A 14,354-nucleotide genomic window follows, 5' to 3' on the forward strand; every position below is an offset into this window, starting at 1 on the left:
ACTACGCTAAATCGCTGACTACTGTTTATACCGTTTGGAGAATCGAAGCTATCGTGACTGCCAACAACACCCAGGCCCATGAGCCCCTGCAGCGCATCCTGCTGCCTAAGCGCGGCGAGCCCTTTGATGTGCGGATGCTCTACCTCATCGAGGCCGAGCAAAACCGCGAACGCCTCAGCTGGTTTAACCGCACCTCCGTCACCATCCCGGCCGGCGAGGAAGCATCTTTTGAAACCTACTTCAATGCCTTCCCAGCCTCCTACTGGCGCCGCTGGTCCCAGCTGCGTTCCGTAATCCTCAGCCTGGACATTGAGGGTCAAGCAAATATTTCCCTCTACCGCTCCAAGCAGGATGGCCAGCGCATTTCCGTGGCCAACCACCTGGTAGGCACCGGCCACCATGAGTTTGAGCTGCCGCTCAAAAACTTCGAGGATGGCGGCTGGCTGTGGTTCGATATCACCGCCGAGCAGGAAACCACGCTTGCCGACGCCGCCTGGTGCTCCCCCCACGCCCCCGGCCCGCAGCTGCTGCCGGACGGCACCGAGCAGCCGGCGCAGGACAAGCGCGTGGCGGTTGGCATTCCCACCTTTAACCGCCCCACCGATGCCGTGGCAGCGCTCAAGGCACTGGCTGAGGACCCGGTAGTAGACGAGATCATCGACTTCGTCCTCATGCCGGATCAAGGCAACCAGCACCCCGCTGATGAGCCGGGCTACGACGAGGCGGTGGCCCACTTTGGCGATCGCTTCCGCGAATTCCGCCAGGGCAACCTGGGCGGCTCTGGCGGCTACTCCCGCATCATGTACGAGGCGCTGGAAAATACCGATTCGCCCTTCATCCTGTACATGGACGATGACATCGCCATCGAGCCAGACTCCGTACTGCGCGCGGTCCAGGCGGCCCGCTACGCGGCTAAGCCCATCATCGTCGGCGGCCAGATGCTCAATCTGCAGGAGCGCTCCCAGCTGCGCACCACCGGCGAGCAGGTTAACCGAGCCGATTTCATGTGGGGCGCGGCGCCGCACGCCGTCTACGACCACGACTTTGCCAAGTACCCGCTGCGCGCCATCGGCACCCGCGAGACTCACCTGGATCCCAAGAAGTACGATTCCCGCGCGCTGCATCGCCGCGTTGACGTGGAATACAACGGTTGGTGGATGTGCCTCTTCCCTCGTATCGTGGCAGAAACCAACGGCCAGCCGCTGCCGCTGTTTATCAAGTGGGACGATACCGAGTACTCCCTGCGCGCGGCGCGCAACGGATTCCCCACGGTGACCTGGCCAGGCGCCGCCATCTGGCACATGGCCTGGGCGGATAAGGACGATGCCATTGACTGGCAGGCCTACTTCCACCTGCGCAACCGCCTCATCGTGGCCGCGATGTACCACGAGGGGCCGGCCAAGGGCATTACCAAGTCCATCTTTAAGTCCACCCTCAAGCACACCATGTGCATGGAATACTCCACCATGGCCATCCAGATTGAGGCCATGCGAGACTTCCTGGCCGGACCGGACCATCTCTTCGACATCTTGGAGTCTTCGCTGCCGCGCATCGCGCAGATCCGCAAGAACTACTCCGATGCCGTCATCCTGGAATCCGCCGATGAGCTGCCAGCTCCCACCGGCGCGCCGGGAGTACCCACCCGTAATATCGGCGGCCGCCTGGCCAAGATCAAGAAGATCCCGTGGGCCATCAAGGGCCTCAAGCATCTCGTCAGCAAGGAAGATGCTGCGCACCATGAGGCGCCGCAGCTCAACCTCACCCCGGACGAGGCCCGCTGGTTCACCTTGTCCCGCGTAGATTCGGCCACCGTGTCTACCGCCGGTGGCACCGGCGTCGCCTTCCGCAAGCGTGACCGCGACCTAGCCAAGGACCTCGTGGCCCAGACCCGCGAATTGCTGAAGGAAATCGAAGAGAACTTCGACGACCTGCGCGCCGAATACCGCGCGGCCCAGCCGGAGCTGACCTCGCGCGAGTCGTGGAAGAAGGTCTTCGATGCCCAATAAGCTTTCCGTAGCCGAATCGCGCGTCCTCGAGTCCATCCAGGGTGCGGCTTTCGACGTGCCCGGCGTACTTCCCACCGCCCGCGGGCTTAGCCACTGGGGCGAGCATGCCTTAGGTTGGATGGGCAGCGCTGCGGTAGGGGCGGGCATCGACAAGCGCCGCCGCGAAGGCTGGGTCCGTGTTGGGGCCGCCGCCTTCCTCGCGCACGCCGCCAGTGTGGTGCTCAAGCGCATCGTGCGCCGCAAGCGCCCGGATTATCCGTACGTGCGCGTGGGGGTAAAGACGCCCTCCACATTGTCTTTCCCTAGCTCGCACGCGACTTCGACCACCGCATTCCTGGTGGCGGTAAGCCGCCTGACCGGCCGCAAGGCGCCCCTTCTCGGCGTGCCGGTAATGATGGCATCGCGTATGGTGCTCGGAGTGCACTATCCAACAGACACGGCCGTGGGTGCGGCCATCGGCGCTGCTACCGCGGAGGTCGTGATGAAAGGAATGAAGCATGAGTGATGATGGAAACCAGCACTTTTTCCATTCGGAACCGCACACCTCTGGCGTAGATACCGGCCGCAAGCGCAAGCCGCCGAAGAATCTTGTCGATGGCATGATTAAGGCCCTGCGCCCCAAGCAGTGGGTCAAAAACGTCCTGGTGCTGGCCGCCCCCGCCGCGGCCGGCGCCGATGCGTTATTCCACGGCCGCGTGCTTCTCGACGTCCTCTTGGCCTTCGTCGTCTTTTGCCTCGGCGCTTCCTCCATCTACCTGATTAACGATGCGAAGGACTGGCGCGAGGACCAAGAGCATCCGACCAAGCGCTTCCGCCCGATTGCCTCGGGCGTGCTGCCGATTAAGCTCGCCTATGTCATGGCCGTGGTGCTCATCGGCCTGTCCATCGGCCTGTCTTTCCTTGCCACCGCCGGCCCGCAGCTGGCTATCGTGATGGCGATTTATATCGCGCTGCAGTTGGGCTATTGCTTTGGCTGGAAGCATATGCCGGTGATCGATATTGCGCTGGTGTCTTCCGGCTTCATGCTGCGCACCATGGCCGGTGGCGTAGCCGCAGGCATCGAGCTGTCCCAGTGGTTCCTGCTGGTGGCGGCGTTCGGCTCGCTGTTTATGGCCTCCGGCAAGCGCTACTCGGAGATCCTGTTGGTAGAACAAACCGGAGCGAAAATCCGCAAGTCCCTGGAGGGCTATACGCCCACCTACCTGCGCTTCGTGTGGACCCTAGCCGCCACCGCGGTGGTCATCTGCTACACCCTGTGGGGCTTCGAGCTCGCTAACGACGCTCAGACCGGTGGCGTGTGGTACCAGATTTCCATGGTGCCGTTTACTATCGCCATCCTGCGCTACGCGGCCGATGTGGACCGCGGCCAGGGTGGCGCACCGGACGAGATTGCACTCGAGGACCGCACTTTGCAGGTTCTCGCCTTGGCCTGGCTCGCCTGCATTGCCATGGCGGTTTATATCATGCCGTTGTTCTAGACACAGCGGAAACGATGTAGAAATTTTCTGCGGGGCTGATAAACTTTCTCCCCGTGTTTAACACCGACCACAAGAGCATCGCCCGCTGGAGTACCCCAGCGGCCGTTCTTGTGATCGGTGTTTTATCTTTCTGGGGCGGCTTCGCCCGCCGCTGGATTTCCGATGACGGCCTCATCGTCCTGCGCACCGTGCGCAACCTCGAAGCCGGAAACGGGCCCGTGTTCAATATGGGCGAACGAGTCGAGGCCAATACCTCCACGCTGTGGCAGTACCTCATCTTCCTCGTGCGCTGGGTAACCCACGCAAATCTGGAAGGCATCGCCATTTATTTGGGCCTCTTCTTGGCGGTAGCAGCAATGGTTGTCGGTACGGGGGCGTCGGCAAGCGTGCGCTCTGGAGCCGTCCTTCCGGCCGGCGCACTTGTGTATTTGGCCCTGCCACCGGCCCGCGACTTCTTTACCTCCGGCCTGGAATGGGGACTGTGCATCTTCTACCTTGCGGTGCTGTGGTGGCTGTTGCTGCGGTGGTCGCGCCCGCGCCGCCACTCCGGGAGCAATAGCGACGCCTATTGGCTCGCCTTCTGGGCCGGGCTGTCCTGGCTGGTGCGCCCAGAGCTTGCCCTGTACGGCGGCCTGGTGGGAATCGTGCTGCTCGTATCCCACCGCTGGTGGAAGATTCTTGCCGTCGCAGTGCCGTTGCCGTTGGCCTATGAGATTTTCCGCATGGGTTACTACGGCCTGCTGACCCCGCACACGGCCGTGGCCAAGTCTGCGGCCGGTTCCGAATGGGGCAAGGGCTTTACCTACCTGGCGGACTTTGCCGGGCCGTACTGGCTCTTCCTGCCGCTCATCGTGCTGGCCATTGACGGTCTATGGAAGGTGGACCTGCGCCCCACGGCTCTGCGATCCACCGCCACTGCCACGTATCTTTTTGTGGGCGCGGCGCTCATCCATACGCTTTACGTCTTGCGCGTGGGCGGAGACTTTATGCACGGCCGCATGCTGCTGCTGCCGCTCTTTGCGTTTCTGCTTCCGATCTTTGTCGTTAGCGTACGCATGTGGATCGTCTCCGTCCTCTGCGCGGTGTGGGCGCTGGTTATCGTTCTGCGCGGCCATCCGGTGGATCGCAGCATCTATGCGGATGAGATTTCCATCGTGGACGAGCGTGATTTCTGGACCTATGCCACCCAGCGCCAGGATCCGCCCATGCGCGCTGAAGAATTCCTCGGCGCCAAGTTTATGGAGGACTACCAAGAGGGCATCGACGAGCTAGAGGCCGGCGACGCCATGACCTTCCGCTATATCAAGGGCGAAGATCGGTTCTCGTGGACGGCCACGCCTGCGGATCCTTCGCGCACCGATCCGCCGACCGTTTACCTGCTCAATTTGGGCCTGTCTTCCATGAATGCGCCGCTGGATATTCGCGTGCTGGACAATATCGGCCTTAGCAACCCCTTGGCGGCGCGCCAGCCGCGCATCGAGGGCGGGCGCATTGGGCACGACAAGAGCTTGGATATGTCGTGGCAGGTGGCAGATTCCGCGGCCGATATCGACGAGATCCCGGCGTGGATTGATAAGTACGAGGCGGCCAAGGCTCGCGCCGCGCTTGCCGACGCCGATTTTCAGAAACTCTTCGCCACATACAGGGAACCCCTAACTTGGGACCGTTTCTGGAAAAATATTAAATTCTCCCTGACCGATGGCCGGACCCTCACTTTTTCTTCTGATCCCTCTGACTACCTGCGCTAATTCCTTTAGATGCAGACTTTAGGGAGAACCTAAGTTACACTATTCTGTGACATTGTTATCGATCCGTGACGTTAACGGTATACAGGTTCCGGACGATAGAACTTAGTGACAATCACCGAGTAGTTTGAAGGAGAAAGATGACTGCATCCATCAAGGGTCGCGTCCTTTCAGTCATCATGGCAGTTGCCGTAGCTTTGGGCCTGGCCGTCGTGGCGGGTTCCCAGCCGGCAGAGGCAGCCAACCGCGACTGGCTGCGCCGTGACGCCACTGGTACGTGTGAGTGGGACAAGGTTGGCTGGTGGGTCCAGCGTTGCGACGTTTGGTCCGAGGCTATGGGCCGCACCATCCCGGTGCAGGTTCAGCCGGCAAAGCGTGGCGGCAATGCTGCCCTTTACCTGCTGGATGGCCTGCGTGCCACCGATCGCACTAACGCATGGGTAAATGACGTTAATGCTGCCAAGACCTACGAGCCGCACAACATCACCCTCGCTATGCCCGTCGGTGGTGCCGCTTCCTTCTACGCTGACTGGCAGGGTCCTGCTACCTACGACCTGGAAAATCCGGTCAACTACAAGTGGGAAACCTTCCTGACCAGCGAGCTTCCTGGCTACTTGGAGCGCAACTTCGGTGTTGCCCGCAACAACAACTCCATTGCTGGCCTGTCCATGGGCGCCGGTGCTGCACTGACCCTGGCTGCAAAGCACCCGAACCAGTTCCGTCAGGCGCTGTCCTACTCCGGCTTCCTGACCACCACGGTCCCAGGCGCTCAGACCATGATGCGCTTTGCCATGCTGGATGCGGGCGGATTCAACATCAACGCTATGTACGGTTCCCTGTTTAACCCGAAGCGTTTCCAGAACGATCCGCTGCTGCTTATTCCGCAGTTGCGCAATACCAACCTGTACATCTCCGCAGCTTCTGGTGTCCCAGGCGCCGGCGATAGCCACTACCTGCCGGAGCACCAAGCGGCAGGTGCTGCACTCGAGTTCGGCTCCAATATCACCACCCGCGTGTGGGAGGGCGCCGCTCGCCTGCAGGGCCTGAACCCGACCGTGGACTACCCAGCACAGGGTCTGCACAACTGGGAACAGTTCGGCTACCAGCTCAACCGCTCTAAGCCACAGGTACTTAACGTTATGAACGCTTGGTAATTCTCGCGGCCTGATCCTCCTTCCTGATGGAAGGGGGATTTTCTTTTGCGGCGGGTATCGAACAAATATGCGTCTAACTATTGCGGGTGTCTCGGCGTTGCGTTAATCTATGGGTGTCAGTTCGATTGGGTGTGCGAATCTATTTAGAGGGGGAGCTTTCGTGACTACTGCTACCGCACCACCAAAACAGGCGTATTTTTCTACCAATGACATGGAAGACACCGTGTGTGTCATGGCCATGGTGCAAAGAATTCAATCATGGCAACTGTTCCAGGCAGTGCTGCCACAGTTAGAAGACGACGTTGATTGCACACTGGCCATATTGTCTAAGAGGCTCGGTCTTTCGCGATGGCGGGTATCAAGTGCGATCCAAGCCCACTTTCGGATGCGCGAGCTGCCGCTTACTACCGCGGTACAAACGGAACACTGGATTTTGGACCTTCCGCGACTCCAGGTCATTGACGTGGAATTGCGTCCCCTCGGCGAGGATGAAGCGCAGATCCAACTGGTTGATGCGGCCTTGGCAGATTTCCTCACGCCCAAAGACCCAGGACAGCACGTGCCGACGGAACCGGAAATCCGAAATTTCCTGCGTGGATTCATTGATGGGCTGCTGAAGCCAGATTTGTCGGCGCAGATCGAGCGCGCAGTGTCGGTGTCCTATTCGGGTGGACAAGCCACGATTGTATTGAAGACGGATAAGGCCACTGCGGCGGCGATTTCCCGGCATGTTGATAAAGCGGCAGCAGAAGACGGAGTTTCAAAGGCGGAAGCGCTGGAAAATCTGATCTTTAACCGCACTAGTACCAAGGTGGTGATTAACACCTATCGCACCGGCGAGGATCCTTCCCGCGTCTTTATTCCTAGTGCAGGATGGTGCGATCTGGGGGAGGACTTAGCACATGACTCTGCGGTGCGAACTCTTACCGCCGAGGACGTCGAAAAGTATGTTCCCTCAGAAGAAATCCGTGCCTGGGTGCAGGGGCGGGACGCGACCTGCCGGTGGCCGGGGTGTTCAATGCCAGCGCACTATTGCCAACTGGATCACCGAGTGGAGTACGGCGACAAAGGGCCTACCAGTGTGGGAAATCTGGTGAGCTTGTGTCAGCATCACCATAACGTGAAGACGGATGGTCGGGTGCGATACATCATGGACCCGTTTACCGGAGATATTGTCTGGATGTTTGAGGATGGCACCTATGAGGTGGACCGAGCGGCAGGTCCTCTGGCGCCCCGGAATATTCATTGGAAGCTGACGTGGGAGCGATTCCTCAAGCTCAGGAGGGGGCCATTGCAAGGTTTGTGAGTCGGGACTATACAGGGGCCCATGTTCGCTATTGAGAATCCAAACACAGGCAAGAGTGAAGACCAGTTTGAACGTATCGATGATTCGCAGCGCGATGACATCCTAGACCGTTCCACCGCGGCCTACGAGGCATGGCGGAGCACTCGCATCGAGGAGCGTGCTGCGGTTTTGTCCCGCACAGCTGATCTTTATGAAGAGCGCATTGATGAGTTAGCGGATCACATCGGCCGCGAGATGGGCAAGCTGACCCGTTGGGCCAAGGCCGAGGTGCAGATTGTTGCCGATATTTACCGCTACTACTCCGAGCACGCGCACGAGCTGCTTGCCGACGAGTACCTGCCGGCACAGAATGCCGACAAGACCGTAGTGCGCAAGGAGCCGATCGGCCCGTTGCTCGGCATCATGCCGTGGAACTTCCCGTACTACCAGGTGGCCCGCTTCGCGGCGCCTAACCTGCTGCTGGGTAACACCATTGTGCTCAAGCACGCTTCCATCTGCCCGCTGTCTTCCCAGGCGTGCCAGGACATCCTGGAAGAGGCTGGTCTGCCGAAGGATGCGTACATCAACATCTACGCTTCCGGTTCCCAGATGGATGCCTTTGTAGCGGATAAGCGCATCAAGGGTGTTTCGCTGACCGGTTCGGAGGGTGCAGGCTCTGCCGTGGCCAAGACCGCCGGTGAAAATTACAAGAAGTCCGTGCTGGAGCTGGGCGGCAACGACCCGTTCCTGGTTATTGATGATGAGAACCTAGAGTGGGTACTGGATCAGTACAACCTGATCCGCATGTACAACACCGGCCAGGCCTGCAACGCGCCAAAGCGCCTCATCGTTCTGGAGGACTTCTACGACCGCACCGTGGAGTACCTGGAGAAGAAGATTGGGGACATGAAGGTCGGCACTTATGACGACGAGAATGCCGACATTGGTCCGCTGTCCTCCATCGGTGCTCGCGATGAGATCGTGGAGCGCCTGGAAAAGGCCGCGGCCAATGGTGACGCCAAGATCCGTGTAGGCGGCAAGAAGATTGACCGCGAGGGCGCCTACATGGAGCCTGCGCTGCTTACCGACGTCGACCCATCCACCGACGTAGGCTGCAACGAGATCTTCGGCCCTGTGGCTATTGTCTACAAGGCCAAGGACGTTGAAGAGGCTATCGAGATTGCCAATAACTCGGAGTATGGTCTGTCCAGCTCCGTCTGGGGCACCGACCTGGATGCCGCGTTCGAGGTGGCAAACCAGCTCAACGATGGCATGACGTTCGTCAACGAGGCGTCGGTAACCGCAGCAGGCCTGCCATTCGGTGGCGTGAACCGCTCCGGCTACGGCCGCGAGCTGGCACGCTGGGGCGTCGGCGAGTTTGTCAACGAGCACCTGTACCGCGTGAGCGGACAGGATAACCCGGGCAACTCCCCGGCAATGTAGCGGCGTGTCAGTCTAGCGTAAGTCTCAAGTTCAACTTAAACTTGAGCACACGATAGACAGCTCACGCCGCAGGCATCGGTCCGGGGGAGGGGAACCCTCGGAAAGGTACCGCGGCAAATCTTCAAGGACGTTTACCTATGCGCAAAAGCACTTCCCCGAGCAAAGCTCGCAAGGGCCTTGCAGTGGCCGCAGTACCTACCGCTATTGCCGTGGGTTTGGCTCTGCTGCCAAACGCCACCGCACAATCTTCCGTAGGCGATCTCTCTTCCGCAATCGGCGGCGATTCCAGCCTGTCCGATCACTTCGCACCGAAGGATCCGCCCGCCCGCACCCCGCTGAACACCGAATACCCGGATGTTAAGGGCCTGCCGGAGGGCGTCAAGATCAACCGTGTGGAGTACCTGACCAACCGCCACCTGATGGTCTACATCAAGTCCGCGGCTATGCCGGACAAAGAGCAGAAGGTACAAATCCAGCTGGCTCGTGACTGGTACTCCCACCCGGAAAAGAAGTTCCCAGAGGTATGGGCACTCGACGGCCTGCGTGCCCGTGACGATGAGTCCGGCTGGACCATCGAGACCAATATTCTGAACCAGTACGCTGACCGTAACGTCAACCTAGTGATGCCGGTAGGCGGCGAGTCTTCCTTCTACTCGGACTGGGAGCAGGCAGACCGCGGTAAGCGCTACATGTGGGAGACCTTCCTGACTAAGGAATTGATCCCCATCTTGGATAATGAGTACCGCTCGAACCACAAGCGTGCGGTCACCGGCCTGTCCATGGGCGGCACGGCCGCGATGAACTTGGCTGAGCGCAACCCGCACCTGTTCAACTTCGTGGGTTCCTTCTCCGGTTACCTGGACACCACTACGCGCGGCATGCCGGAAGCCATTATGGCTGCGCAGCGCGATGCCGGCGGTTATGATTCCCGCAAGATGTGGGGCCAGCCGGGCTCCCAAAACTGGATCGACCATGATCCAAAGCTGGGCATTGAAAACCTGAAGGACATGAAGGTATATGTCTCCGCAGGTTCGGGCAAGGATGACTTTGGTAACGCCAACTCCGTGGCTAAGGGCCAGGCAAACCTCGCCGGCATGGGCTTGGAGGTCATCTCCCGTATGTCCACCCAGACCTATGTTGATTATGCGAAGCGCGCCAAGATTGACCCTGTGGTTAAGTTCCGCCCATCCGGCGTGCACAGCTGGGAATACTGGCAGTTTGAGATGCAGCAGGCATGGCCCTACATCGCAGATGCCCTCGAGATGGACAAGGCTGATCGCGGTGCGGACTGTGAGGCCATCGGCGCCATCGCCAAGGAGACCAAGAGCGGCGTCATTGGCTCTTGCTTGAATAACGAGTACGACGTCGCCAAGAAGGGCAAGGCCCAGGACTTCGAGTCTGGTACCGCTTACTGGTCCCCGGATACCGGTGCGCACGCCCTCTTCGGCCGCATTGGTGCTCGCTACGCCGAGATCGGCGGGCCCACCTCCTGGCTGGGCTTCCCTAAGACCGGTGAGTCTAAGACCCCGGACGGCAAGGGTCGCTTCGTGCACTTCGAGCACGGCTCCATCTACTGGTCCCCGGAGACCGGTGCTTGGGAGATTACCGGCGATATGTTCCAGGCCTGGGGCAAGAACGGCTACGAAAAGGGCGACCTGAAGTACCCGACCGGCCCAGTCAAGAAGGTCGGCGAGGGCTACATGCAGGAATTCCAGGATGGCATCCTGACCCGTAATCCGGATGGCTCCAACCAGGTAGTCCACGGTGCTATCGGCGCCAAGTACAAGGACATGGGCGGCGCTGAATCTGCGCTCGGCTTCCCGACGTCCGGTGAGAACGCCGTCAATGGCGGCTTCTTCCAGACCTTTGAGAAGGGCAGCATCTACTGGTCCCCGAAGACTGGCGCGCACTACATTCTGAAGAGCAAGATCATGGACCGCTGGGGCCAGGCTGGTTGGGAGCAAGGCGAGTTCGGCTGGCCTACTTCTGACTACTCTGAGATTGCCGCTGGCGGCCTGAGCCAGGAATTCCAGCACGGCAAGATCAGCGAGGTCCTCGGCCAGGTTCGGGCCGAGAAGAAGTAGCTATGCGCAAGCTAGTAGTTGTGGGCGCGGCGCTGTGCCTGGGTCTTGCGGGCTGCGATTCCGCCACGGTGGATAGCGAACCGCCGCAAGAGACCGAGATCGCGCCCCTCGAGCGGGAGTCCGATGCCCCTTCCTCTTCGGAGAATTCCGCTTCTAAGTCGCAGGAAGACCGCGGTGCGCGTGAGATCTCTGAAATCCCGTCCGCTGAGGTGCCGGAACCGGACGCCAAGTACTTGGACAAGCTCAAGGACGCCGGCGTTAACGTCGATGGTGTAGAGGATCAGCTCCTTGGAGCCGGCAAAGCGGCCTGTGACGAGAATGAGGTCACCATTTCTGCGGTTGCCGGCCAGCTCATTGAGCAGCAGCGCACCACGCAGAGTTTTGAGGAGCTTTCCCAGCTCATCAAGGATTCTGCACGTTCAGGGATTTGCTAGGTTTAGCTGGTACAACTAATCCATGCGAAAAACTATTACCGTTGTCGCGGCCCTCGTCGTTTTAGCTGTCATCGGCGTGGGCGCGTCGCGTTACCTCAACCAAGGCACCGATTCCCCTGCTCCGCACACCACGGAGCAGGCCGCGCCGCCGCAACCGCAGCAGCCTGAGTGGTGCCCCCGCGTGGAGTTCATTTCTGCCCCGGGTACTTGGGAGTCCGCGGCTGACGACGACCCCATTAATCCTTCTGCCAACCCGCGCTCGTTCATGCTGTCTATTACGAAGCCGTTGCAGGAGGCCTACGGGGACGACGTGAAGGTCTGGACCCTTCCCTATACCGCGCAATTCAAAAACATTAATGCGCAGCACGAAATGAGCTACGACGATTCCCGCAATGAGGGAACCGGCAAGATGAATGACGAGCTGCGTAGCGTTCATCAAAGCTGCCCAGCTACCAAGTTCATTCTGAGCGGCTTTTCTCAGGGCGCGGTGATTGCCGGCGACGTTGCCGATGAGATTGGTGGCGGCCAGGGCGTGGTTCCGGCGGAATCCATCGCAGGCGTGGCCCTTATCGCAGATGGCCGCCGCCAAAATGGCGTCGGGCAAAACCCAGGCCGCAAGGTGGGCGGCGTCGGCGCTGAAATTGCGCTGCAGCCGGTATCCGGATTGGTTCAGCCCATTGTGCCGGGTGCCTCCATGCGTGGTGCGCGCCAGAATGGGTTCGGTAGCCTCGCGGATCGCACCTTCCAAATTTGCGCGCCCAATGATTCGGTGTGTGATGCCCCGCCAAACGTCACCAATGCACTAGAGCGCGCGCAGGGTTTGATTGCCGCGAATGGCGTGCATGCGCAGTACGCCTCCAATAGTGGCGTTATCGATGGCACGACTGCCAACCAGTGGGTAGTGGGCTGGGCCCGCCAGCTTATCGACGCCGCGTAACAACCATTCCCCCAACTCCGATAGTTTTATTATCGAAACCATTTACCTAAGGAGAATCGATGGATCTGAAAGCGCAGATGGGGCAGTTCCTAGCGCCCGAGTTCACCTTGGCCCAGTTGTCAGAGAATCTCTTCCAAGCGGAGACCAACCCAGACCGCGTGGTGATGCGCCAGTGGATCTACGGGGAGGAAGAAACCTGCCGGGAGCTTACCCGCGCACAGGTCAATAACCGCATCAAGGTGGTGGCGGCGCGCCTGCAGCAGGTGGCAGAGCCCGGTACCCGCGTGGCCATCTTGGCTGGTAATTCGCCGGAATACGTCTTCGGCTTCTTGGGTGCTCTTTATGCGGGCATGGTGCCGATTCCGCTGTATGACCCCAACGAGCCGGGGCACTCGGACCACCTCAAGGCCGTATTTGGTGACTGTGACCCGTCCATCGTGGTGACTAACCGCGTATCGGCGGCGGCAGTGCGCACGTACTTTTCCGCTCAACGCGAGCGCCCGCGCGTCATTTCCCTCGACGCCCTTCCTGATTCTTTGGCGTCCTCCTGGACTCCTGTGGAGGGAACCGCAGAGGACACTGCCTTCCTGCAGTACACCTCCGGTTCCACCCGCACCCCGGCCGGTGTGGAGCTCACCAATCGCGCGATTATTACCAACGTGGCGCAGATCTTCCAGGCACTCCAGCTGCAGATGCCTGCCCGCATCGTTTCTTGGCTGCCGATGCACCACGATATGGGCATCATCCTGGCAATATTCGTTACCATCCTGGGTCTTGACTTCGAGATGATGACCCCGCGCGATTTCATCCAACACCCGGATCGCTGGGTCCGGCGCGTGACGGCCGGCAAACAGGCCACCTATACCGCTATCCCGAACTTTGCCTTGGAACTTGCCGCTCGCCATGCCAAGGATGCAGATTTCTCGCACGTGGCAGGCATCATTATTGGTTCCGAGCCGGTGACCGAATCGGCCGTGGACTCCTTCCTCGATGCCTTCAGCGTGGACCGTTCCGTACTGCGTCCGTCCTATGGCCTGGCAGAAGCGGCGCTTATTGTGTCCACCCCGCAAACTGACAAGCGCCCGGTCATCGCGCACTTTAACCGCGCGGAGCTAGCCGCAGGTCGCGCCGTCATCGAGGATAAATCCGAAGACACCGTTGCCTACGCCTCCAATGGACAGTGCGTGCCGCATCAGCACCTCGCCATTGTGGATCCGGAAACTCGCGCCGAGGTAAAGGACGGCGTCATCGGAGAAATCTGGGTTCACGGTCCCAACATGGCCACCGGCTACCTCAACCGCCCAGAGGAAACTGCTGCGACCTTCCGCAATACGCTGGGTGAGCGCCTGCAGGATGGCTTGCCGGAAGACGATTATTGGATGGCCACCGGAGACTTGGCAACCATCGTGGACGGGGAATTGTATATCACCGGCCGCCTGAAGGATCTCATCGTCATTGCTGGGCGCAACCATTATCCGCAGGATATTGAGGGCACGGTGCAAGCAGCTTCCGCGCAGGTTCGCCCGGATTCCGTTGCTGCCTTCTCCGTGGAAGGCAATGATTCTGAGTCCCTCGTCCTGCTGGTGGAGCGCGCCGATGATGCGCAGCCGTCCGGCGATGCCGAGGCAACCGAGGCCATTCGCACCGCGGTCACCGCCCACCATGGCATCACTCCGGATGACATCGTGTGGAAGGCACCTGGCGAAATCAACCGCACGTCCTCCGGCAAGATTGCGCGCCGCGTAGCCAAGAAGAATTATGTGGGATTCTGATATATCGCTAACAAAG

At 60.1% G+C, this 14,354-nt stretch carries 11 protein-coding genes; all 11 read left to right on the forward strand.

All coding sequences use genetic code 11. From position 1 onward, the window contains the following. The first annotated feature begins 53 nt into the window (after positions 1-53). Complete coding sequence (locus tag ACKFRY_RS03395) at positions 54-2,006, forward strand: glycosyltransferase (protein WP_408923192.1); 1,953 nt, start codon at positions 54-56, stop codon at positions 2,004-2,006. Continuing rightward, entirely contained in the window at positions 1,996-2,511 is a 516-nt protein-coding gene (locus ACKFRY_RS03400; RefSeq protein WP_005325407.1) for a phosphatase PAP2 family protein, read from the forward strand. The genes ACKFRY_RS03395 and ACKFRY_RS03400 overlap by 11 nt, the downstream gene beginning before the upstream one ends. Beyond that, on the forward strand, positions 2,504-3,484 hold the full coding sequence (locus tag ACKFRY_RS03405; protein WP_250409107.1) for a decaprenyl-phosphate phosphoribosyltransferase: 981 nt from the start codon (positions 2,504-2,506) through the stop codon (positions 3,482-3,484). The genes ACKFRY_RS03400 and ACKFRY_RS03405 overlap by 8 nt, the downstream gene beginning before the upstream one ends. 53 nt (positions 3,485-3,537) lie before the next feature. Next, a complete protein-coding gene (locus tag ACKFRY_RS03410; protein WP_408923193.1) occupies positions 3,538-5,232 on the forward strand; it encodes a hypothetical protein in 1,695 nt (564 codons plus the stop codon). A 137-nt stretch (positions 5,233-5,369) separates the two neighbouring features. Continuing rightward, complete coding sequence (locus ACKFRY_RS03415; protein WP_408923194.1) at positions 5,370-6,383, forward strand: alpha/beta hydrolase; 1,014 nt, start codon at positions 5,370-5,372, stop codon at positions 6,381-6,383. Positions 6,384-6,543: 160 nt separating this feature from the next. Further along, positions 6,544-7,689, forward strand: a complete 1,146-nt coding sequence (locus ACKFRY_RS03420) for an HNH endonuclease signature motif containing protein (RefSeq protein ID WP_408923195.1) — start codon at positions 6,544-6,546, stop codon at positions 7,687-7,689. A 21-nt stretch (positions 7,690-7,710) separates the two neighbouring features. Further along, on the forward strand, positions 7,711-9,111 hold the full coding sequence (locus ACKFRY_RS03425) for an NAD-dependent succinate-semialdehyde dehydrogenase (RefSeq protein ID WP_408923196.1): 1,401 nt from the start codon (positions 7,711-7,713) through the stop codon (positions 9,109-9,111). Between the two features lie 137 nt (positions 9,112-9,248). Beyond that, complete coding sequence (locus tag ACKFRY_RS03430) at positions 9,249-11,195, forward strand: alpha/beta hydrolase-fold protein (protein ID WP_408923197.1); 1,947 nt, start codon at positions 9,249-9,251, stop codon at positions 11,193-11,195. A gap of 2 nt (positions 11,196-11,197) precedes the next feature. Beyond that, positions 11,198-11,629, forward strand: coding sequence for a DUF732 domain-containing protein (locus ACKFRY_RS03435; RefSeq protein WP_005325418.1), 432 nt, complete (start codon positions 11,198-11,200; stop codon positions 11,627-11,629). Between the two features lie 22 nt (positions 11,630-11,651). Continuing rightward, the gene (locus tag ACKFRY_RS03440) at positions 11,652-12,566 is read left to right on the forward strand and encodes a cutinase family protein (protein ID WP_005327066.1); all 915 of its coding nucleotides are present in this window, start codon (positions 11,652-11,654) and stop codon (positions 12,564-12,566) included. A 59-nt stretch (positions 12,567-12,625) separates the two neighbouring features. Further along, on the forward strand, positions 12,626-14,338 hold the full coding sequence (locus tag ACKFRY_RS03445) for a FadD32-like long-chain-fatty-acid--AMP ligase (protein WP_408923198.1): 1,713 nt from the start codon (positions 12,626-12,628) through the stop codon (positions 14,336-14,338). Positions 14,339-14,354 lie beyond the last annotated feature (16 nt).

The sequence above is a fragment of the Corynebacterium tuberculostearicum genome, assembly GCF_046097255.1.
In the GTDB taxonomy this organism is placed as follows: domain Bacteria; phylum Actinomycetota; class Actinomycetes; order Mycobacteriales; family Mycobacteriaceae; genus Corynebacterium; species Corynebacterium tuberculostearicum_J.

What these genes read in the sequence shown, in the direction of transcription:
- ACKFRY_RS03440 (WP_005327066.1), top strand. Translation starts at nt 11,652, where the DNA reads ATGCGAAAAACTATTACCGTTGTCGCGGCCCTCGTCGTTTTAGCTGTC.
- ACKFRY_RS03415 (WP_408923194.1), top strand. Translation starts at nt 5,370, where the DNA reads ATGACTGCATCCATCAAGGGTCGCGTCCTTTCAGTCATCATGGCAGTT.
- ACKFRY_RS03400 (WP_005325407.1), top strand. Translation starts at nt 1,996, where the DNA reads ATGCCCAATAAGCTTTCCGTAGCCGAATCGCGCGTCCTCGAGTCCATC.
- ACKFRY_RS03425 (WP_408923196.1), top strand. Translation starts at nt 7,711, where the DNA reads ATGTTCGCTATTGAGAATCCAAACACAGGCAAGAGTGAAGACCAGTTT.
- ACKFRY_RS03405 (WP_250409107.1), top strand. Translation starts at nt 2,504, where the DNA reads ATGAGTGATGATGGAAACCAGCACTTTTTCCATTCGGAACCGCACACC.
- ACKFRY_RS03435 (WP_005325418.1), top strand. Translation starts at nt 11,198, where the DNA reads ATGCGCAAGCTAGTAGTTGTGGGCGCGGCGCTGTGCCTGGGTCTTGCG.
- ACKFRY_RS03445 (WP_408923198.1), top strand. Translation starts at nt 12,626, where the DNA reads ATGGATCTGAAAGCGCAGATGGGGCAGTTCCTAGCGCCCGAGTTCACC.
- ACKFRY_RS03430 (WP_408923197.1), top strand. Translation starts at nt 9,249, where the DNA reads ATGCGCAAAAGCACTTCCCCGAGCAAAGCTCGCAAGGGCCTTGCAGTG.